At 32.0% G+C, this 21,811-nt stretch carries 25 protein-coding genes; 24 read left to right on the top strand and 1 reads right to left on the bottom strand.

The window, feature by feature from the left end; genetic code table 11:
- Positions 1-13 precede the first annotated feature (13 nt).
- Genes OWM07_RS05970 through OWM07_RS05855 form a run of 24 tightly spaced genes read left to right on the top strand, consistent with a single transcriptional unit; the run spans position 14 to position 20,672 of the window.
- Positions 14-1,342, top strand: a complete 1,329-nt coding sequence (locus OWM07_RS05970; RefSeq protein ID WP_423302764.1) for a UDP-glucose dehydrogenase family protein — start codon at positions 14-16, stop codon at positions 1,340-1,342.
- A gap of 23 nt (positions 1,343-1,365) precedes the next feature.
- Positions 1,366-3,168, top strand: a complete 1,803-nt coding sequence (lepA, locus tag OWM07_RS05965) for a translation elongation factor 4 (RefSeq protein ID WP_423302763.1) — start codon at positions 1,366-1,368, stop codon at positions 3,166-3,168.
- Complete coding sequence (gene lepB / locus OWM07_RS05960) at positions 3,169-3,753, top strand: signal peptidase I (protein WP_423302762.1); 585 nt, start codon at positions 3,169-3,171, stop codon at positions 3,751-3,753.
- Positions 3,754-3,787: 34 nt separating this feature from the next.
- Positions 3,788-4,144 (top strand): hypothetical protein, encoded by a 357-nt coding sequence (locus OWM07_RS05955; protein ID WP_423302761.1) that lies wholly within the window; start codon positions 3,788-3,790, stop codon positions 4,142-4,144.
- Complete coding sequence (pyrH, locus tag OWM07_RS05950; protein ID WP_423302760.1) at positions 4,122-4,856, top strand: UMP kinase; 735 nt, start codon at positions 4,122-4,124, stop codon at positions 4,854-4,856. The genes OWM07_RS05955 and pyrH overlap by 23 nt, the downstream gene beginning before the upstream one ends.
- Entirely contained in the window at positions 4,849-5,406 is a 558-nt protein-coding gene (gene frr / locus OWM07_RS05945) for a ribosome recycling factor (protein WP_423302759.1), read from the top strand. Before pyrH ends, frr begins: the two co-directional genes overlap by 8 nt.
- Complete coding sequence (locus tag OWM07_RS05940) at positions 5,406-6,122, top strand: isoprenyl transferase (RefSeq protein WP_423302758.1); 717 nt, start codon at positions 5,406-5,408, stop codon at positions 6,120-6,122. The genes frr and OWM07_RS05940 overlap by 1 nt, the downstream gene beginning before the upstream one ends.
- Positions 6,119-6,916, top strand: coding sequence for a phosphatidate cytidylyltransferase (locus OWM07_RS05935; protein ID WP_423302757.1), 798 nt, complete (start codon positions 6,119-6,121; stop codon positions 6,914-6,916). The genes OWM07_RS05940 and OWM07_RS05935 overlap by 4 nt, the downstream gene beginning before the upstream one ends.
- A gap of 1 nt (position 6,917) precedes the next feature.
- On the top strand, positions 6,918-8,051 hold the full coding sequence (gene dxr / locus OWM07_RS05930; protein WP_423302756.1) for a 1-deoxy-D-xylulose-5-phosphate reductoisomerase: 1,134 nt from the start codon (positions 6,918-6,920) through the stop codon (positions 8,049-8,051).
- Positions 8,048-9,109, top strand: coding sequence for an RIP metalloprotease RseP (gene rseP / locus OWM07_RS05925; protein WP_423302755.1), 1,062 nt, complete (start codon positions 8,048-8,050; stop codon positions 9,107-9,109). Before dxr ends, rseP begins: the two co-directional genes overlap by 4 nt.
- A complete protein-coding gene (locus OWM07_RS05920; RefSeq protein WP_423302754.1) occupies positions 9,109-9,732 on the top strand; it encodes a 3'-5' exonuclease in 624 nt (207 codons plus the stop codon). The genes rseP and OWM07_RS05920 overlap by 1 nt, the downstream gene beginning before the upstream one ends.
- 42 nt (positions 9,733-9,774) lie before the next feature.
- On the top strand, positions 9,775-10,536 hold the full coding sequence (locus tag OWM07_RS05915) for a ParA family protein (RefSeq protein WP_423302753.1): 762 nt from the start codon (positions 9,775-9,777) through the stop codon (positions 10,534-10,536).
- On the top strand, positions 10,533-11,393 hold the full coding sequence (locus OWM07_RS05910) for a ParB/RepB/Spo0J family partition protein (RefSeq protein WP_423302752.1): 861 nt from the start codon (positions 10,533-10,535) through the stop codon (positions 11,391-11,393). The genes OWM07_RS05915 and OWM07_RS05910 overlap by 4 nt, the downstream gene beginning before the upstream one ends.
- Complete coding sequence (locus tag OWM07_RS05905; RefSeq protein WP_423302751.1) at positions 11,390-11,773, top strand: bactofilin family protein; 384 nt, start codon at positions 11,390-11,392, stop codon at positions 11,771-11,773. Before OWM07_RS05910 ends, OWM07_RS05905 begins: the two co-directional genes overlap by 4 nt.
- Before the next feature lie 2 nt (positions 11,774-11,775).
- Positions 11,776-12,528 carry a triose-phosphate isomerase gene (tpiA, locus tag OWM07_RS05900; RefSeq protein ID WP_423302750.1) on the top strand — a complete coding sequence of 251 codons (753 nt, stop codon included), beginning with the start codon at positions 11,776-11,778 and terminating at the stop codon, positions 12,526-12,528.
- Positions 12,529-12,539: 11 nt separating this feature from the next.
- Positions 12,540-12,857: a preprotein translocase subunit SecG gene (gene secG, locus OWM07_RS05895; protein ID WP_423302749.1), complete on the top strand. Its 318-nt coding sequence runs from the start codon at positions 12,540-12,542 to the stop codon at positions 12,855-12,857.
- The gene (locus OWM07_RS05890) at positions 12,854-14,497 is read left to right on the top strand and encodes a peptide-binding protein (protein ID WP_423302748.1); all 1,644 of its coding nucleotides are present in this window, start codon (positions 12,854-12,856) and stop codon (positions 14,495-14,497) included. Before secG ends, OWM07_RS05890 begins: the two co-directional genes overlap by 4 nt.
- Positions 14,498-14,503: 6 nt before the next feature.
- On the top strand, positions 14,504-15,487 hold the full coding sequence (locus OWM07_RS05885; RefSeq protein ID WP_423302747.1) for an ABC transporter permease: 984 nt from the start codon (positions 14,504-14,506) through the stop codon (positions 15,485-15,487).
- Entirely contained in the window at positions 15,471-16,292 is an 822-nt protein-coding gene (gene nikC, locus OWM07_RS05880; RefSeq protein WP_423302746.1) for a nickel transporter permease, read from the top strand. The genes OWM07_RS05885 and nikC overlap by 17 nt, the downstream gene beginning before the upstream one ends.
- Positions 16,293-16,308: 16 nt before the next feature.
- Positions 16,309-17,406 carry a DegT/DnrJ/EryC1/StrS family aminotransferase gene (locus OWM07_RS05875; protein ID WP_423302745.1) on the top strand — a complete coding sequence of 366 codons (1,098 nt, stop codon included), beginning with the start codon at positions 16,309-16,311 and terminating at the stop codon, positions 17,404-17,406.
- Complete coding sequence (locus tag OWM07_RS05870) at positions 17,399-18,022, top strand: lysophospholipid acyltransferase family protein (RefSeq protein WP_423302744.1); 624 nt, start codon at positions 17,399-17,401, stop codon at positions 18,020-18,022. The genes OWM07_RS05875 and OWM07_RS05870 overlap by 8 nt, the downstream gene beginning before the upstream one ends.
- Positions 18,006-19,238, top strand: coding sequence for a 3-deoxy-D-manno-octulosonic acid transferase (locus tag OWM07_RS05865; RefSeq protein ID WP_423302743.1), 1,233 nt, complete (start codon positions 18,006-18,008; stop codon positions 19,236-19,238). Before OWM07_RS05870 ends, OWM07_RS05865 begins: the two co-directional genes overlap by 17 nt.
- On the top strand, positions 19,238-20,101 hold the full coding sequence (locus OWM07_RS05860; RefSeq protein WP_423302742.1) for a lysophospholipid acyltransferase family protein: 864 nt from the start codon (positions 19,238-19,240) through the stop codon (positions 20,099-20,101). Before OWM07_RS05865 ends, OWM07_RS05860 begins: the two co-directional genes overlap by 1 nt.
- Entirely contained in the window at positions 20,076-20,672 is a 597-nt protein-coding gene (locus tag OWM07_RS05855) for a D-glycero-alpha-D-manno-heptose-1,7-bisphosphate 7-phosphatase (RefSeq protein WP_423302741.1), read from the top strand. Before OWM07_RS05860 ends, OWM07_RS05855 begins: the two co-directional genes overlap by 26 nt.
- Here OWM07_RS05855 and OWM07_RS05850 read toward each other — a convergent pair.
- The gene (locus OWM07_RS05850) at positions 20,667-21,800 is read right to left on the bottom strand and encodes a TRAP transporter substrate-binding protein (RefSeq protein ID WP_423302740.1); all 1,134 of its coding nucleotides are present in this window, start codon (positions 21,798-21,800) and stop codon (positions 20,667-20,669) included. The two genes, OWM07_RS05855 and OWM07_RS05850, sit on opposite strands and share 6 nt — an antisense overlap.
- Positions 21,801-21,811: the final 11 nt, after the last annotated feature.

Raw genomic sequence — 21,811 nt, 5'->3', positions numbered from 1 at the left:
TTTGGAGGATTATGTGAGAATAGCAGTTGTTGGCACTGGATATGTGGGTTTAGTGACTGGAGCGTGTTTAGCAGAGTTTGGGATGTTTGTTACTTGTGTTGATATAGATAAAGAAAAAATAGAGATGCTAAATAATGGGAAAATCCCTATTTATGAACCAGGTTTAGATGTTATTGTAGAAAAGAACAGGAAAGCAGGTAGGTTAAAATTTACTACTGATCTTGCTGAAGCTGTAAGAAACAATCTTGTGATATTTATAGCAGTTGGAACACCTCCCAAAGAGGATGGAAGTGCAGATTTGACCTATGTGGAAAATGTGGCAAGGGATATTGCTAAAAATATGAACGGTTATAAAGTAGTGGTGAATAAAAGCACTGTTCCAGTGTGGACAGGTCAAAGGGTAAAAAAGATAATTAAAGATATTGTAGGTGATAAATTCAGGTTTGATGTTGTAAGCAATCCTGAATTTTTGAGAGAGGGAGCTGCAGTTAATGATTTTATGAGACCTGATAGGATTGTCATTGGTGCGGAAAGTGATGAAGCTGTAGCTATAATGAAGGATATTTACAGTGCACACTATCTTGGGGAAGCGCCTTTTGTCGTAACAAATATAGAAACTGCAGAAATGATAAAATATGCCTCTAATGCATTTTTAGCTCTTAAAATAACATTTATAAATGAAATTGCTAATTTATGCGATTTAGTTGGAGCTGATGTGCACAAGGTAGCTAAGGCAATGGGGATGGATGGTAGGATTAGCCCAAAATTTTTACACCCTGGTCCAGGGTATGGTGGTAGTTGTTTCCCTAAGGATACCTTGGCATTGTGCCATATAGCAAAAGAGTATGGTTATAATATCAACGTTGTTGAAGCTGCAATAGAAGCTAATGAAAAACAGAAGTTATTAATGGTAGATAAGATAATGAGTTTATTAAATAGAAAAAAAGAGAAAGGGGCTTTAGAAGGTTTTGTTATAACTATTCTGGGCTTATCTTTCAAGCCTAATACAGATGATATGAGGGAATCACCTTCAATTGTAATAATAAAAGAGTTGTTAAAATATGGAGCAAAGATAAAAGCTTATGATCCTATTGCTATGGAGAATGCTAAGAAAATTTTTGGGGAAAATATTGAGTATTGTCAGGATGAGTATAGTGCAGTTGAAAACTCAGACTGTCTAGTGATAGTTACTGAGTGGAACCAGTTTAGAAAACTGGATATGGAAAGGATTAAAAAATTAATGAAAAGCCACAATTTAGCTGACTTGAGAAATATATATGAACCTAAAAAGATGAGAGATTTAGGTTTTAATTATACCTGTGTTGGTAGAACAAAAATATAATTAGTTATGGAGATTGGTCTTTTATGGATCAGAAGTTTATTAGAAACTTTTCAATAATTGCACATATAGATCATGGCAAATCGACTTTGGCTGATAGGTTGATTGAATATACTGGAGCTCTTGATAAAAGATTAATGAAAGACCAGGTTTTAGATAAAATGGATATAGAAAGAGAGCGTGGTATCACAATAAAGGCTCAAACAGTAAGACTCTATTATCAAGCAGATGATGGTAACAGGTATCAATTAAATCTTATTGATACCCCAGGCCATGTGGATTTTACTTATGAAGTATCTAGAAGTCTTGCAGCTTGTGAAGGTGCATTATTGGTAGTAGATGCATCTCAAGGTGTAGAGGCTCAAACAATTGCAAATGTTTATTTAGCATTAGAACATGATTTAGAACTAATACCTGTGTTAAATAAAATAGATCTACCCAATGCTGACGCTGATAGAATAAAACAGGAGATAGAAGATGTCATAGGTATTGATGCTTCAGAAGCAATTTTGGCCAGTGCTAAAGAGGGGATAGGAACAAAAGAGATTTTGGAATCTGTTGTTAAAAAAATCCCTCCGCCAAAAGGGGATAAAAATAGCCCTTTAAAAGCTATGATTTTTGATTCCTGGTATGACCCTTATCAAGGTGTTATTACGCTTGTGAGAGTTATTGATGGTAAGATTAAGAAAGGGGATCGAATCATTTTTATGTCATCTAAGAAAGAGTATGAGGTAGATAAAGTAGGAGTATTTACTCCGCTTCCTGCAGATGTGGATGAATTATCTGCTGGAGAAGTTGGGTTTATTATTGCTGGTATCAAAGAATTAAAAGATGTAAATATAGGGGACACAATTACAAATCCTGATAAGCCAACAAAACAGCCATTCCCAGGTTTTAAAAAGGTAAAACCTGTAGTTTTTTGTGGTGTTTATCCTGTAGATACAAAGGATTATGAAGATTTAAGAGATGCACTTGAGAAACTTTCTTTAAATGATAGCTCTATTACATTTGAACCAGAAAATTCGGCAGCTTTAGGTTTTGGGTTTAGGTGTGGTTTTTTAGGCTTACTACATATGGAGATAGTACAGGAAAGGTTAGAAAGAGAGTTTGATTTAAATTTAATAACTACTGCACCAACAGTTGTTTATAGGGTCAAGAAAAGAGGTGGTGATGTAATTGAGATAGATAATCCTGCAGCTTTACCACCTATTGGGGAGATAGAAGAGATTGAAGAACCTTTTATTAGAGCAACAATTATTGTCCCTTCAGAGTATTTGGGTGGTGTGCTTCAACTTTTGCAGGAGAAGAGGGGGGTACAGAAAAACTTTAACTATATTTCTGAGCAACGAGTAATATTGGAATATGAGGTTCCACTTGCTGAGGTGGTAATAGATTTTTACGATAAACTAAAGTCTAGGACAAAAGGCTATGCTTCCTTTGATTATGAGTTTTCTGGATATAAAGCGAGTGATTTAGTAAAGTTGGATATTTTGATTAATAAAGAACCGGTTGATGCTTTAAGCGTGATTGTTCATAGAGATAGTGCATATTATAAAGGGCGAGAGCTTGTGGATAAATTAAAGGAGCTAATTCCAAGGCAGATGTTTGATGTGGCTATTCAGGCTGCAATAGGGAATAAAATTATTGCAAGATCCACTGTTAAAGCGTTTAGGAAAAATGTTACTGCTAAATGTTACGGTGGTGATATTACAAGAAAGAAAAAGCTTTTAGAAAAGCAAAAAGAGGGTAAGAAACGGATGAAGCAGATTGGGAAAGTAGATGTGCCTCAAGAGGCTTTCTTAGCTGTTTTAAAGTTGGGGGAAGAGTAGATGAGTGAAAATGTAAAAAAAGGGAAAATAAAAGATACTATTGATTCTTTGGTTGTAGCATTTGTAATCGCGATGGTTATTAGAGCGTTTGTTCTTCAAGCTTATAAAATCCCATCAGGATCTATGTTGAATACATTATTAATTGGCGATCATATTTTGGTAAATAAATTGGCATATAAGTTTGGCAAACCAAAAAGAGGGGATATCATAGTTTTTGAATGGCCAGTAGAACCAGATAAAGATTTTATAAAAAGGGTTATTGGTTTACCTGGCGATAAGGTTCAGATAATAAATAAACAGGTTTATATCAACGATAAACTGTTAAATGAGCCTTATGTTCTTTTTCAATCTAATTTCGTTTTACCCGCTAATTTTACTCCTCGAGATAATACAGAAAATTTTATAGTTCCTGATGGATATTATTTTGTAATGGGTGATAATAGAGATACAAGTTATGATAGCAGATATTGGGGGTTTGTTTCAGAAGATAAGATAAAAGGGAAAGCTTGGATAATTTACTGGTCGTGGGATTTAAGAAACGGATTTGATGTTAGATTAAATAGGGTGTTGAAAATTATAAGATAAATGTGTTAAATTGTAATTTAACACAGGAGAATTTATGTTTAGATTATTGATAAAATTAATACTGTTTTTTCTTGTTATTTATGTTGGAATTCTTTTTGCAACACCATGGGTTAAATATTATATTTTCAAAAATGCTTTTGAAAATGTGGTCTATAGTGAGAAAAGATTTCCAGATTATAGTGTAAAAAAGAATTTGTTAGAAGAAGCTAAAGATTTAAAGATCCCTATTGAAATGAAAGATATTAAAATAATTGAGGAAAATTTTAAGAAAATTTATTCTATTGAATATCAAGATGTGGTGAAACTACCTTATGTGAAAAGGGATTTTGTTTTCAATTTTTCATTAAAAGCTGTAAAAGAGTTGGAGGGTGAAAGTGGACAACAATATTAAGTATAAAAGAGTGCTTTTAAAGCTTAGTGGTGAAGCTTTGATGGGTAAGCAGAATTTTGGCATCGATGGTGATGTTGTAAAGTATATAGCTGAGGAGATAAAGGGGATTTATGATTTAGGGGTTCAAATAGGGATTGTGGTTGGTGGTGGAAATATATTTAGAGGTGTTTCAGAATCTGCTAAAGGGATGGATAGAGTATCAGCAGATTATATGGGTATGCTTGCTACAGTAATAAATTCATTGGCATTACAGAATGCACTTGAAACTTTGGGGATTCCAACAAGAGTGCAAACGGCTATTGAGATGAGACAGATTGCTGAGCCTTTTATAAGAAGGAGAGCTGTTAGACATCTTGAAAAAGGTAGGGTAGTGATATTTGGTGCTGGAACCGGTAACCCTTATTTTACTACAGATACAGCAGCTACTTTAAGAGCTTCAGAAATTAATGCTGATGTAGTGATAAAAGCTACAAAAGTGGATGGTGTATATGATTCTGACCCAATGAAAAATAAAGATGCAGTAAAATTTGATTCGATAAAATATATTGATGTTTTGACTAAAGGTTTGAAAGTGATGGATTCTACTGCAATAAGTATGTGTATGGATAATAAGATACCTATAATTGTTTTTGATCTTTTTGGAAAAGGTAATTTGAAAGATATAATTTTAGGTAGAAAAGTAGGAACTTTAGTGGAGGGTGAAAATGCTTAATGAAATCTTTGAAGAAGTTAAGAAGAAAATGGAAAAGAGTGTTGAGTATTACAAAGAAGAATTAAAAGGGGTTAGGACTGGTAGGGCTTCAGCCGCACTTTTTGAAAATATAAAAGTGGATTATTATGGGACTCCAACCCCTATTCCTCAGGTGGCAACAATCCAGGTTCCCGATCCAAGATTGATAACTATCCAGCCATGGGAGCCAAATATGGTTCCAGTAATAGAAAAGGCAATTATGAATAGCGGTTTAGGGCTAAACCCTTCTAACGATGGGAAGCTAATAAGGGTTCCAATACCACCTTTAACTGAGGAGAGAAGGAAAGAGCTTGTTAAATTAGTGAATAAAATGGCTGAAGAAGCAAGAGTGGCTATCAGGAATGAAAGAAGGTATGGTAATGAGAAGGTAAAAAAACTTGAGAAAGATAAAGAGATTTCTGAAGATGAAGCAAAAAGGGCTTTAGATAAAATTCAAGAGATGACTAATGAATATATAAAGAAGATTGATGAAATCACAGAAAAGAAAGAAAAAGAGATTATGGAAATTTAATGAATTTAAATAAAACCCCTTTGCATGTAGCAATTATTATGGATGGTAATGGGAGGTGGGCTAAAAAAAGAAACCTCCCCCGTATATTTGGGCACAAGGCAGGGATGAATGCTGTCGAAAAAATAGTACCTTATGCAGCTAAAAAAGGGATTAAGTACTTATCCCTTTTTGCATTTTCTACAGAAAATTGGTTGAGGCCAAAAGAGGAAGTAGAAGGGTTAATGGAAATATTGAGTGAATTTATCGATAAAGAATTTAATAAGATTATGGAAAATAATATAAAAATTGTTGTTTCAGGAAGATTGGAGCAAATCCCTGAAATACCAAGAACAAAACTTTTGAATTTGATGGAAAAATCAGAGAAAAATAGAGGTATGGTTTTAAATCTTGCATTAAGTTATGGTGGTAGATCTGAGATTGTAGATGCTGTAAATAAAATTATAAAGAGTGATATAAAAGAGGTGCAGGAAGACTCTTTTGTTAAATATTTATATAACCCTGAAATACCAGATGTAGATTTGTTGATAAGAACAAGTGGTGAAATGAGAATAAGCAATTTTATGTTGTGGCGACTAGCTTATGCAGAGCTTTATTTTACAGATGTTTTGTGGCCAGATTTTAATGAGGAAGAATTTGATAAAGCTTTAAATGATTATGCTAATAGAAGCAGAAGGTTTGGTATGACTGATGAGCAGATTGAAAGAGGTGACATTTGAGTGAAAAAGCAAAAAGAGTTGTAACAGCACTCTTTTTGATCCCTTTGCTAATTTTAGCAGTTATTTATTTTAATGATTTTTATTTTTTTTTAGTTTTGGAAGTGGTAATAATAATAGCAACATATGAGTTTTCAAATTTAATTGAGAAGAGCGAGTTTAAATTTCTAAAAGTTCCAACTTTTGTGGGTGCTTTTCTAATTCCTTTTGCATTTTATCTGAATGATCTTAATATCTTTCTATTCTCCATATTTATAATTTGTTTTTTTACTTTAGTATTAAAACTTTTAGGCTCAAAACCTCTTGATGATACATATAAAACTATTGCCATTACATTTTTATCAGTATTTTATATAGCTTTTCTTTTGTCTCATATTCAACTTCTAAGGCATGAAGGTTATCATTATGTTTTTTATCTGTTTTTCATTATTTGGGTTAGTGATACTTTTGCATATTTTTTTGGTATAAAATTTGGAAAACACAGATTGTATGAAATGATTAGTCCTAAAAAAAGTATAGAAGGGTTAATAGCTGGCTATGTCGGTGGTATATTTGCAGCTTTTGTTTATGGGCTTCTTTTTATTAAGATGAATTTAATAGATATTTTTTTTAGCGGTTTATTGGTAGTTACTGCTGGTGTGTTAGGAGATTTGGTAGAATCTATGTTTAAAAGAAAATCAGGTGTTAAAGACAGTGGAAATATTTTTCCAGGGCATGGTGGGATGCTTGATAGAATTGACTCTTTAATTTTTGGTGCACCTACTTTATACTACTATATTTATTTTTTTGTGAGGTAAGATGAAAAAAATTGGGATTGTGGGGGCTACTGGTTCTATTGGTTCCCAAGCAATTGATGTTATAAAAGAATATTTGGATGATTTTGAAGTAGTTTTTTTATCAGCTTATAAAAATGAGGAAAAATTATTAAATTTTAAATTACAGGTTAATGCCAAATATGCCGTTTTAACTGGAAAGCAACCTGAAAATGATGAAATATTATTTGGAGAGCAAGAGCTTTTAAGAATAATAGATAATGAAGAAGTAGATATAGTGTTATCAGCTGCTGTTGGTTTTTCAGGATTGATCCCTACATATCATTCTATAAAACGGGGGATCGATGTTGCTTTAGCTAATAAAGAATCACTTGTGACAGCTGGTTTGATTTTAACCAAACTTGCAAGTAAAACAGGTTGCAAAATAATCCCTGTAGATAGTGAACATTCTGCTATTTTTCAATCTATGCTGGGGCATCAAACAGAGGACTTGGAAAAAATTATATTAACTGCTAGCGGTGGACCTTTTAGAAATAGACCTGTTGATTCATTGGAATTTGTTGAAATAGAAGAGGCTTTGAAACATCCAAATTGGAAGATGGGTAAAAAGATTACGGTTGATTCTGCCACTATGATGAATAAAGGGTTAGAACTAATTGAAGCAAGATTTCTTTTTGATGTCCCTGTAGAGAAATTGGATGTTGTTATCCATCCTGAAAGTATTGTACATTCTATGGTATTATTTTGTGATGGTAGCTATATCGCACAATTAGGCTATCCAGATATGAAAATACCCATTGCTTATGCTTTGAGTTATCCTAAAAGGTTAAATTTAAAAACTAAAAGGATCGATTTTTATAGGTTGAGTAAACTTACTTTTGATAAGCCTGATTTTACAAAATACCCATGTTTAAAGATTGCATTTGATATATTAAAAAATGATAAATCATCTTATTTTATTGCTTTAAATGGAGCTAATGAGATTGCAGTAGAGAGTTTTCTCAATAGAAATATAAAATTTATCGATATTGCTAAGATTATAGAAGAGGTATTAAATCTAATCGAACCTAAAGATGTTAATAGTATCGAAGAAATAGTAGAGTTTGATAGATATGTGAGAGAAAAAACTTATTATATAATTAAAAAGAGGTTTTCATGAGCTTTTTATCTGCAATTTTAGTTTTTGGTGTTTTAATTTTTATCCATGAACTAGGGCATTTTGTATTTGCAAAGATTTTTGGAGTTAAAGTAATTAGGTTTTCTATAGGTTTTGGGCCAGTTATATTTTCTAAAAAGTTAGGCGAAACTGAATATGCCTTATCTTTAATACCATTAGGTGGATATGTGAAAATGTATGGGGAAAATCCTGATGAGGAAGAAGAAGTTGTTGAAGAAAAAGATAAAGCTTTTATGAATAAACCTGTTTTTAAAAGGTTTCTTATAGTATTTGCTGGGCCTGCTTTTAATTATTTGTTAGCTGTATTGGTTTTTGCCTTAATTTTTACTTTTGGTGTTGAAAAATTGCTTCCAATAGTTGGTGAGATAAAGGATGGTATGCCAGCACAAATAGCTGGACTTAAACCTGGAGATAAGATAGTTGAAATTGATGGAGAAAAAGTCAGATTTTGGGAAGATATTGGTAAAAAAATTAAACCGAAAGCTGAACAGACAGTAGAAATCAAAGTAGAACGGGAAGGAAAAGTTATTATATTAAAACTTACTCCGAAAGCTGAAAGGATTAAGAACATTTTTGGCGAAGATCAAAAGGTTGGTCTAATAGGCATTATGCCAAAAGAAAGTTATGTAAAGGTGAAGTATGGTTTAATAGAGGCTATAAATCTGGGTTTTGAAAAAACTTATGAAATAACAAAGTTAACAATTTTGGGGATTATTAAAATATTCCAAAAAGTTATACCTGCAGATAATATTGGTGGACCAATAATGATTATTCAGATGGCTTCAGAAACTGCTAAAGCTGGTTTTTCAAGCTTGTTAGCTTTTATGGCGGTTATAAGTATAAACTTAGCCATATTAAATTTATTGCCGATACCTGTATTAGATGGGGGGCATTTATTGTTTTACCTGATCGAAATGATTATCAGAAGACCAGTCAGTCTTAAAATAAGGATGGCAGCTCAGTATGTAGGGCTTGCATTATTAATATCACTTATGTTTTTTGCCTTTTACAATGATATTATGAGGATTATTAAAAAATAATGATATTAGAGTATGCTGAGTTGTTGGATAAAAAAATTGATGAAATAGAATATTGTGTTTTTGATATTGAATCAACAGGTGTTAACCCTTTTGATGGTGATAGAATAGTAGAGATTGGTGCTGTTAAAATAAAGAAAGGTTTTGCAATTGATAGAAAAAATAAATTTCATATTTTAGTAAATCCTGGTATCCCAATCCCTGATAAGGCTAAAAATATACATGGTATAACGGATGATGATGTGGTAAATGCCCCTGATGAATGTGAAGCTTATTATAAATTTATTGAGTATTCAAAAGGTTGCGTGCCTGTTGCACATAATGCAAAAAAGGATATGGCTTTTCTTAGAAGGATTTCAAAAGAGTATATGATAAGAGAGCCTTTTGATTTTATTTTAGATACATTAACAATTTCAAGAAAGGTGAATTTATTGGATAAATACCACAATCTTGATGCACTTATTGAGAAATATAATGTCAAAATAAAATCGAACTTCAAAAGACATAGAGCTTTGTATGATGCTGAGGCTACCTCAGTGGTTTTTAAGATTATGATGAACTGGATAAATGAAAATTATAAATTTTCTTTAATTGAGCTGTTTCAATTTTTGGATATGAGAATTTGATTGGGTTGATTTTTGAAAAATTATGGAGTATTCTACAAAGTTATGGGTAAAATTATAGCAGTTGCTAATCAAAAAGGTGGAGTGGGAAAAACAACCACAGCAGTTAACTTGTCTTCTGCTCTTGCCATTGCTGAAGCAAAGGTGCTCATTGTTGATATGGATCCACAGGCAAATGCTACAAGTGGATTAGGTTTTTTGCCTCATGAGTTAGAAAAAAGTGTTTATGATATCATAGTTGGACAAGCAGAGATTGAAGATGTTATACTTGATACGCAAATAAATAATCTTTCTTTAATCCCAAGCAAAATCGATTTGACTGCTGCTGAAATTGAGCTTGTTACGGTATTGTCTCGTGAAACTAGGCTAAAAAGACATTTAGATATTAAAAGGGGTGATTACGATTTTATTATAATAGATTGCCCACCATCCCTTGGATTGTTGACGATCAACTCTTTAACTGCCGCTGATTCAGTCTTGATCCCTTTACAATGTGAGTATTATGCTTTAGAAGGGTTAAGTCAGTTATTAAACACAGTAAGACTTATTAGGGAGAATTTAAATCCTGATTTAAAGTTAGAAGGGATTTTGCTGACAATGTATGATCCAAGAAATAATTTATCTAAAGAAGTTTATAGGCAGGTTAGAGAATATTTTAGGGAAGATATGTTTAAGACAATTATACCAAGAAATGTTAAATTGAGCGAAGCACCTAGCCATGGATTACCAATTATATCTTATGATATTAGATCTAAAGGTGCAGAAAGTTATATTGAATTAGCAAAAGAGGTGATAAGTAGAAGATGACAAAGAGAAACCCTTTGGGTAGAGGTTTAGAGTCATTAATTCCGACAAATAGAGATAGGGATTTGACGAAAAAAATTGTAGAAATTGATATCACCCATATAAAACCAAACCCTGATCAGCCAAGAAAAGTTTTTGATAAAGAAAGTCTTTTAGGATTAGCAGATTCTATTAAGCAAAAAGGGGTTCTACAACCTATCTTAGTGGAAAAGTTATCGAATGAAAATTATATGATTATTGCTGGGGAAAGGAGATGGAGAGCAGCTGGTTTGGCTGGGCTAAAGAAAATCCCTGCAATAGTTGTTGATAAAAAGAATGATAAAGATAGACTGGAAATAGGTTTGATTGAAAATGTGCAGAGGGAGTCTTTAAATCCTGTAGAGTTGGCAGAAGCTTATAAGTTTTTGATAGAGAAATACGGTTATACTCAAGAGCAGATTGCTGCTATCATCGGAAAAAGTAGGTCAGCAATTGCAAATACAGTAAGATTACTCTCGTTAGATGAAAAATCTTTAGAAGCCTTAAGAGAGGGTTATATTACTGAGGGGCATGCAAGATGCTTGCTTGCTGTTGAAGATATTAATAAAAGATTATCATTATTAAAAGAAATTTTGGATAAGGGGCTTTCTGTAAGAGAAACTGAAAAACTCATTTCAAAATTTAAAAATGAAAAGAGAAATACTGCTAAAGAAAATATAAAAAAAGATATTTTTATAGCTGCCTTAGAAGAAGAGTTGGAAGGGGTATTTGAAACAAAGGTTGATATTCAATTAAAGAAAAAAGGTGGTAGTATTGTTATAAAATTTCATAATAATGAAGATTTAAGTAGGATAATTAATATTTTGAGAGGCGAGATATGATAAAAGGGAAAAATGAAGGGAATTCAATTAATGCTTTTTTAGGAAAGAATACGAAATTTGAAGGGACATTACTATTTGATGGTTTAGTAAGGATTGATGGTACTTTTGAGGGTGATGTAAAAAGTAGTGATACCTTAGTTATTGCAGAAACAGGCAAAGTTAAAGCAAATATTGAAGCTGGGGTAGTGAAAATTTCTGGTTATTTTGAAGGAAATATTGTTGCAAAAAATAAAGTAGAGTTGTATAAGCCAGCAGTTGTGAGTGGAAGTATAAAGACACCATCACTTGTAATAGAGGATGGTGTAAAATTTAATGGAACCTGCGATATGGGTAAAGAGGTTAGTAAAAAGCCAGTGGAAATAAAGGAGGAGAAAAGATAAAGATGAGAAAGCCTTTAATTGTTGGCAACTGGAAAATGAATAAAGATATTAAAGAAGGTGTTGATTTAGTAAAAGCTATTGTTAATAGCAAGATAGATCAGGAAAAAATTGATTATGGTTTTGCACCTCCTTTTGTTTCTATTTATGAGATAAAAAAATATCTAAATGAAAAGCATATTTTGGCAGCACAAAATATGTTTTATGAAGATTCTGGTGCTTATACAGGTGAAGTTTCAGCAGATATGTTAATTAGTGCAGGGTGCAATTTTGTAATTTTAGGTCATTCAGAAAGAAGACATATTTTTGGTGAAACTGATGATATGATTAATAAAAAAGTTATTCAAGCTCTAAATAAAGGGTTAAATGTGATTTTATGTGTTGGTGAACTGTTAAGTGAGAGAGAGGCTCAATGTGAAGAAGAAACAGTCTTAAGACAGATTAGTCTTGGATTAAAAGGTGTGGATAACAGTATGATAGAAAAAGTTGTAATTGCTTATGAGCCTGTGTGGGCTATTGGAACTGGAAAGACAGCATCTAAAGATGATGCAGAAAAGATGCATAAGTCCATTAGAAATCATATCGCAAAATTGTATGATGAAGATAAGGCCAAAAATATCAGGATCATGTATGGTGGTAGTGTAAAGCCAGAAAATATAAAAGAATTAATGAGTAGTGAAGAGATTGATGGAGCCCTAGTTGGAGGCGCTAGTTTAAAAGCTGAATCTTTTATCCAAATATTAAAATATTATGAATAAAGAGGTGTAAAATGTATAGCATTATAATATCCATTCATGTGTTTGTAAGTATTTTACTAATTTTAGCTGTTTTATTACAATCAGGTAAAGAATCAAGCTTAGGTTCTGCATTTGGTGGAGGTTCTGGTGAAGGGTTAGGGCCTGCTACACCTGCAAATGTTATGAACAAAATAACTACGATTTTGGTGATAGTGTTTTTCTTTACTTCAATAACACTTACAATAATGTCTAAAAATAGAACAGGCGAAAGTATATTGAATAATATACCAGTGCAAGCCCCTGTAAATCAAAACAATAATTTACCTCAGGCACCGCTTCAAAGCAAATGAGGATTTTGAAATATATATTTTTATATATTCTATTTTTTTTGATTATTAGTTGTAGTGCGGATAAAAGTAGCGATAAAAATGATATTGCAAACAATTTTAGAAATAACAATGAATTGAGTGATGGCGATGCTTTAGTTGTAGGTAGTATTGGGGATGCAAGTAATCTTATCCCTATTTTAGCTACAGATTCTTCATCTCATGAAGTTGCAGGATTAATTTATAATGGTTTATTAAAGTATGATAAGAATCTTAATTTAGTTGGTGATTTAGCAGAGAGTTGGGAAGTTTCTCCTGATAATAAAGTGATTACCTTTAAATTGAAAAAAGGGGTAAAATGGCATGATGGCGAGCCTTTTACTTCGGAAGATGTAAAATTTACATATGAAATTATCATAGATGATAAGACCCCTACGGCCTATGATGCTGACTTTAGATTAATAGATAAGTTAGAAACACCAGATAATTATACAGTAAAAGTTTATTATAAAAAGGCTTATGCTCCAGCTTTAGCAAGCTGGACAGTTTCTATTTTACCAGCACATCTTTTAAAAGGGGTGCAGATTACAAAATCACCACTACAGCGTAAACCAATAGGTACTGGTGCATATAAATTTTTAGAATGGAAAGCACAAGATCATATTACATTGATTGCAAATGAGGATTATTTTGAAGGGAAACCTCATATAGAAAGATATATTTATCGTATCATACCTGATACTTCTGCGATGTTTTTAGAACTTTTAAATGAAAATATAGATTTGATGGGGTTATCCCCTTTGCAGTTTACAAAACAAACGGATAATCCAAGATTTAAGAAGAATTATAAAAAATACAAATACCTTTCTAACTCTTATTCATATATCGGGTATAATTTGAAAAATAGTTTTTTTCAGGATAAAAGAGTAAGACAGGCTTTGACTTATGCGACCCCTAAAGATGATATTATAAAGGGTGTACTATTTGGACTTGGCGTTAAAGCAACAGGACCTTATAAACCAGGGACAATCTGGTATAATCCCAATGTAAAAAAGTATGAATACGATTTGAATAAAGCAAAAAAGTTGTTATCTGAGGCTGGCTGGATTGATGTGGATGGTGATGGTGTACTAGAAAAGGGTGGAAAAGAATTTAAAGTAACTATTTTGACAAATCAGGGGAATAGTTCAAGAAGTAGAATTGCTGAAATAGTTCAGCAGAGCTGGAAAAAAATAGGGGTAAAAGTTGAAATAAGGATTCTTGAGTGGGCTACATTTATTAGTGAGTATATTGATAAAAGGAATTTTCAGGTGGTAATATTGGGGTGGACTATCCCTCAGGAGCCTGATTTATATGATGTGTGGCATTCATCAAATTGTAAAGACAAAAAATTAAATTTTATATGCTACCAGAATAAAGAAGTTGATGAGTTAATTGAAAAAGCAAGGACAGAATTTGATATTAACAAAAGGAGATCATATTATTTTAGGATACAAGAGATTTTGGCAGAAGAGCAGCCATATACTTTTTTATATGTGCCTGAAGCTTTGATAGCATTGCATAAGCGGTTTAGAAATGTTGAGCCAGCCCCTGCTGGCATAATGTACAACCTAATAGATTGGTATGTACCTAAATCTGAACAAAGGTATCGTTTTACAAGATAAGTTCAAATGTTAGCGTATATTTTTAAAAGATTATTATCAATGATCCCGATGTTAATTGGTATTACATTAATAAGTTTTATTGTAATAAATTTAGCCCCAGGTGATCCTGTGCAATTTTTATCACAGATGAACCCGAAAATATCAGAAACAGCAAGGGCTAAGTTTATTAAAATGTACGAGCTTGATAAACCTTTACATATTAGATATTTGAACTGGTTAAAAAAGGTTGTTAAGTTAGATTTTGGTGAATCGTTTGCTTTAGATAGGAAGCCTGTATTGCAAAAAATAAAGGAAAGATTGCCGATTACAATTTATTTAAATGTTGCAGCTATGTTGCTTATCTTCATTATTGCTTTGCCTTTGGGGGTTTTATCAGCTTATTATAAAGATTCATTTTTTGATAGGGGTGTGACTCTTTTTGTATTTATAGGTTTTGCCATACCTACATTTTGGCTGGCTCTTCTTTGCATGTACTATTTTGGTGTGATTTTAGGGTGGTTACCTATTTCAGGTCTAAAATCTTACAATTTTGAATCACTAACATTTTTTGGAAAGATATGGGATATTTTAAAGCATACTATTTTACCTATAGGGATTTCTGTGTTTGGGGGGTTAGCAGGTTTATCAAGGTTTGCTAGAAATAGTATGCTTGAAGTTTTAAATGAAGAATTTATAGAAGCTGCAAGAAGCAGAGGTTTGCCCGAAAAAAGGATACTGTTTAAACATGCATTAAAAAATGCATTACTCCCTATCATTACTATATTGGGGCTGTCTATTCCTGGCTTGATAGGAGGGAGTGTAATTTTTGAATCGATTTTTGGATTGCCAGGTATGGGGCAATTATTTTATCAATCCGTAATGATGCGTGATTATCCTACAATTATGGGGATTTTAGTAATAGGAGCTGTTTTAACTTTGATAGGTAATCTCATAGCTGATATAACCTATGCTATTGTTGACCCGAGGATTAGGTATGGTAAAAAAGGGTAATACACTCTTTTGGTTGGGATTAGCTATTGTTTTTAGTTTTTTTCTTATTGCAATTTTTGCTCCATGGATTGCCACACATGATCCTTATAAAATTAATTTAAACGGTATTTTTTTACCTCCGAGCAAAGAGCATCTTTTTGGTACGGATGATCTTGGTAGGGATGTTTTTAGTAGAATAGTTTATGGTGCCAGAGTTTCATTGTTAGTGGGTTTTATTTCTGTAGGTATTTCGATTTTTATTGGAACAATATTAGGGCTTATTGCTGGTTATTACGGTGGGATTGTTGATAGTATTGTTATGCGTTTTGTTGATGTGATGTTAAGTTTTCCATCTTTTTTTCTAATTTTAGCAGTGATCGGTTTTTTAAAACCAAGCCTTATAAATGTTATGATAGTAATTGGCTTTACAAGCTGGATGGGTGTAGCAAGAATGGTAAGAGCTGAGGTTATGAGTGTAAAGGAGAGAGATTATGTAATAGCAGCAAGGTTGTTGGGTTTAAAAACGAGAAAAATACTTATCAAGCATATTTTACCCAATGTTTTTACCCCTATTTTTGTTACTGCGACTTTAGGGATTGCTGGCGCCATTTTAACTGAGTCAGCTCTTAGTTTTTTGGGGCTAGGGGTTCAACCCCCTACACCATCTTGGGGAAATATCCTTACTGTTGGAAAGGATAATATAATGTTTGCGTGGTGGTTATCATTTTTCCCTGGGGTTGCTATCTTTCTTACAGTTCTTGGATATAACCTATTAGGTGAAGGGTTAAGAGATATTTTAGATCCAAAAGAAGAGCAGAGAAAATAAAATTTGGAGGAAGTTTATGATACCTATGTTAGATTTAAAAAGAGAATTGGCTATAATAGGTGATGAAATAGAAGAAGCTGTAAAAAATTCTATAAAAGGGACAAGATTTATACTTGGCCCTAATGTTGAAAGTTTTGAAAAAGAGGTAGCAGAATATTTAGGTGTAAAATATGCAGTTGGTGTGGGCAGTGGTACAGAAGCGTTGCACCTTGCTTTACGAGCATTAGGAGTAAAAGAAGGGGATGAAGTTATAACAGTACCTTTTACTTTTATTGCAACAGCTGAGGCAATTTTATATTGCAACGCTAGACCTGTGTTTGTTGATGTAGAAGAAGATAGTATGAATATTGATGTTTCACAGATAGAAGCTAAAATTACTCCAAAGACAAAAGTAATTATCCCAGTGCATTTGTTTGGTAACCCAGCAAATTTAGACGAGGTGATAGCAATCGCTAAGAAATACAATATAAAAGTTTTAGATGATTGTGCACAATGTTTTGGTGCTGAATATAAGGGCAATAAAATAGGTTCTATTTGTGATGTAAGCGCATTTAGTTTTTTTCCAAGTAAGAACTTAGGTTGTTATGGAGATGGAGGATTAATAACTACTAATAATGAAGAAATTTATAAAAAAGTAAAGGCATTAAGAAATCATGGCTCTTTTACAAGATATTATCATGAAATGTTAGGTTTTAACTCCAGGTTGGATGATATTCAGGCAGCAATTTTGAGAGTTAAGCTTAAATATATTGATAAATTTAATGAAGATAGAATAAGAATTGCTAAATTGTATAGAGAAAAGTTGTCAGATGTAGTAAAAATACAGAGTGAAAATAAAGATGGATTACATGTATATCATCAATTTACTATAGTTTCTGAAAAAAGGGATATTATTCAAAAGAGATTACAAGAAAATGAAATAGCTTCTGCAATATATTATCCAATTCCCGTTCATTTGCAAAAAAGTTTTAGTAATTTTGGTTATAAAAAAGGTGATTTCTCTGTTTCTGAAACATTAGCAGAAAAGGTTTTATCGTTACCAATTAACCCATTTTTAGAAGATGAAGAGATAGAGATAATTTCAAGCATTATTAAAGATGCAGTTAATGAATAGAATAGTTTTAGAAATTGGGCATCGAATTTTAAAATTATACTATAAAACACTTAGATATGAATTAGTTAATAGAGATGTTGTAGATAAGTTAAGAGGGAAAAAAGAACAGATAGTTTTTGCAATTTTTCATGGTCAATTATTACCTTTTGTATATTTGCATAAAGGTGAGCAAATAGTCACAATTGTCTCAGAAAGTAAAGATGGCGAAATTGCAGATTTTTTTCTTAAAAAGTTCGGTTTTCAAACTGTTAGAGGCTCTTCATCACGAGGTGGTGTAAAAGCTGTTATAGGTGCTAAAAGATTAATGGGTGATATATATAATGCTGCAATTACAGTAGATGGTCCTAAAGGGCCAATTTATGAAGTAAAGCCAGGAGTTATTTATCTTGCAAAGAAGAAAAACAAACCAATTATTCCTGCTGTAGCTATATGTAATAAATATAAGCAATTTAATAGTTGGGATAAGTTTATTCTACCTTTCCCTTTTTCAAAAATTAAGATTATATATGGTGAACCGATATATTTTTCAAAACATTTAGATGATGATTTATTAGAAAAGGACAGACTTTTCTTGCAAAGTAGGATGCTGGAGCTTTTACATGCTAACAGTAATTAGAATTTTATATAACTTATTAATTTTTATTTTTATCCCAATAATTTTACCTCTTGGATACATTGCAGCTTTATGGAAAAAAGAAGAAAAGGATTATTTTGAAAGATTTGGGTTTATAAAAATTGATAAAAATGTTGAAAAAAGTGTTTGGTTTCATTGTGCTAGTGTTGGGGAGGTTAGAAGTTTAAAAATTTTAATTAATGAAATTAGAAAAAGATATCCAGATTTAGCTATTGTGATTTCTACTATTACTTATAGTGGTAAAGAGGTAGCTGTTAAAGAACTAAATCCAGATGTTGTTTTTTTATTACCAATAGAAAATAGTTTAGCCATAAGATACCTGATTAATTATTTAAACACTAAAATTTTGTTTATTGTAGATACAGAGATTTGGCCTAACTTAATATTAACTGCAAGTAAAATAATACCTTTGGTAATGATAAATGCTAGGATTTCTGATAGAAGTTTCAAAAATTATTATAGGATGAAGTTTATATTTAGTTATTTACTTACTAAATTTCAAAAAATTTTTGTTAAGAGTGAAGATGATTTTCTTAAATTTGAAAGGATATTAGGCGGTAAAAATAATTTGGAATTATTGGGTAATTTAAAATTTTTTGAGAAGAAAGAAGTGCATGTAGATGATTTAGATTTTTTAAATGGTAGATTAATAACGGCTGGTAGTACTCATAGAGGGGAAGAAGAGTTAATTTTAGGGGCATACAAAGAAGTAAAAAATAGTTTTGATAAATTAATTATTGTGCCAAGACATATCAATAGAGTTGAGGAAATAGTAAGACTTACTAAAAGTTTTAATTTTAATGTGTCAAAGTGGAGCGAAGGGGTTGATAATTGCATACAGAGTGAAGTAATTGTTGTAGACAAATTTGGGATGTTAGAAAAGTTTTACAAGATTTCGGAAAAAGTTTTTGTCGGTGGGTCAATAGTAACAAATATCGGTGGACATAATATTTTTGAAGCGTTGCAGTTTAGGAAAGTAATAGCTTGTGGTGATAATATGTGGAATTTTAAGGAGATTTATGATTTAGCTAAAAGGTATGATCTTATTTATCCAGTTAAGAGTAAAAAGGATTTTATTGATTATTTTGAAAATAATATAAAATTAAGTCCAGATTTTGATAGTTTTGAAAAAGAATTAAAGGAAAAGGCAACTAATAAATTAACCAAAATATTCGAATATATGAGTACAGCACTTTGATGGGATTTGTTATTAGTTTTTTGAGTAAATTGAAATTAAACACTTTGTATAAACTTGCAGATATTATAGGACTGATAGGATTTTATCTTTTAAAAGGTAGAAGAAATGTTGCTAAAAAAAATTGTGAAGTTATTGGGATAGAAGCAAATGATGATTTCTTAAAAAATAATTTTAAAAATATTTTTCGTTCATTTATTGAAGTCTTTTATCTAGATAAAATAGATACCGAATTTATTGTGAATAATGTTTTAATAGAAGATGAAAAAAAGTTATTTCAGATTATGGAAAAATATGAGTCTTTACTTGTTGTTGGTGCACATTTGGGTTCTTGGGAGTTTGGCCCTGTATTTGTAAAAAAGATTTTTAAAAAGAAAATAGCAATCATTGGTAGAAGGATTAAAAATAAGAAAATTGATAGCTTTGTTAAAAAGCAGAGGGGGAGCCAGGGGGTAGAATATTTTACTCATAGGGATGTGGCTTTGAAAGTATCAAAGTTATTGGACGATGATTATTATATTGGAAGCTTACTTGATCATGGTGCAATGGATAAAGATAGTATCTATGTTGATTTTTTTGGTTTAAAGACAACTTTTATAGCTGGAATTCCATTGATTGCAATTCGTAAAAAAATACCAATTTTACCTCTTTTTGTAGTTAGGGAAAATGGTTATTACAAATTGATTCATTATGATTTAATATTTCCTGAAAAAAAAGGTGATTTAAAGGAAAGACTTAGTAATTTAGCAAAGAAGATTAACTTGGTTTATGAGGATGTTATAAAAAAGTATCCAGATCAATGGTATTCAATTCATAAAAGATTTAAAAGGGTGAAAAAGGATGAAGAGACCTACAGTATTTATTGATAGAGATGGCACAATAAATGTTGAAGCAGGTTATATTAATTATGAAGATAACTTTATAATTTACCCGTTTGTATATCAGGCTATTAGACTGCTTAATAAGTTGGATATTTTGGCTGTTGTTGTTACAAATCAGGCTGGAGTTGCCAAAGGTTATTTCCCTTTGGAAAATGTATATAACCTGCATAACAAAATGATAAGGTTGTTAGAAAATAATGGAGCAAAGCTTGATGGGATATACTTTTGTCCACATCATAAAGATGCAAAAATTAAAGAATATAGACAAGATTGTGATTGTAGAAAGCCAAAACCTGGTATGATAAAACGGGCAATAGAAGAGTTACCAATTGATACAGATTTTATGTATGTAATTGGTGATAAGGTTAGTGATATTGAACTTGGAGTTAATTGTAAGTGTAAAACTGCTCTTGTGATGACAGGTTATGGGAAAGCAGAAATAGAAAAACTCAAAAGAAAGAATATTAAAACAGATTTTATTGGTGAAAATTTGTTAGAAGCTGTTTATTTTGTGATTGATGATTTAAAAAAGAGGGGGTACCCCCTCTCTTTATAGGTTGAGTGTTTTTGCATAAGCAATTTCAGAAATATTAGCCCATGCAACAACATTCTTTTTGAATGCAAGAAAGTTTTCATATACTTTTTTACTCAGAGGATCTTTTTCAACTATTTCTTCTAATACCTCTTGAGAATATTTTTTGAGTTGTTTTAGTACAGGTTCTGGGAATTGTTTTAATTTAACACCATGTTCTTTAATAAGTTTGTTTAGATAAAAGTTATTTTTTGCTTCAAATGTTGATAACATCCAAAGGTTTGATCTGTATGCAGCAGTAACAATTATTTCCTGTAAATCTTTTGGCAAGCTTTCAAAAGCTTTTTTGTTTACAAACATTTCTAAAACTGTACCTGGTTCATGCCATCCAGGGTAGTAATAGTATTTAGCTACTTTATAAAATCCCATCAAGTAGTCATGATATGGGCCAACCCATTCGGTAGCGTCAATTACACCTCTTTCAAGGTTTGTATAGATTTCACCACCAGCAGAAAGAACAGCAGTACCACCAGCTTTTGCAAGCACTTTACCACCAAGTCCAGGGATTCTCATTTTTAACCCTTTGAAGTCAGAAATAGTTTTTATTTCCTTGTTAAACCATCCGCCCATCTGAACACCAGTATTTCCTGCTGGCATCGGTTTTACATTGAAATTTGCATAAACTTCTTCCCAAAGTTTGAGACCGTCCCCAGCATAAATCCATGCATTCATCTGCTGAGCGTTCATCCCAAAAGGAACTGCAGCAAAAAATTGAGTAGCAGGAGATTTCCCAGCCCAGTAATAGGATGCTCCATGCCCTATTTCAGCCTGTCCTTGGCTTATAGCATCAAATGATTGTAATGGTGGAACAAGTTCACCTCCACCATATACCTGTATTTTAAGTCTACCCTCTGACATTGTTTCAACCCATTTTGCTAACATATCAGCAGCTTCACCCATAACAGGGAAATGAGGTGGCCATGTAGTAACCATTTTCCATTGATATGTTTTTTTGGTAATAACATTTGGTGCTTCTTGTTTTGATTCCTCTTTTTTATTACTACTACATGATGTTAATAAAGTACCACTTAAAACAGCACCTGCTGCAGCGGTTGTAACAGCAGCCTTCTTTAAAAACTCTCTTCTTTTCATGCGAACCTCCT

Origin of the sequence: Deferribacter thermophilus, from assembly GCF_049472675.1 — a bacterium.
In the GTDB taxonomy this organism is placed as follows: Bacteria; Chrysiogenota; Deferribacteres; order Deferribacterales; family Deferribacteraceae; genus Deferribacter; species Deferribacter thermophilus.
This window is presented reverse-complemented; position numbering and strand designations above follow the sequence as displayed.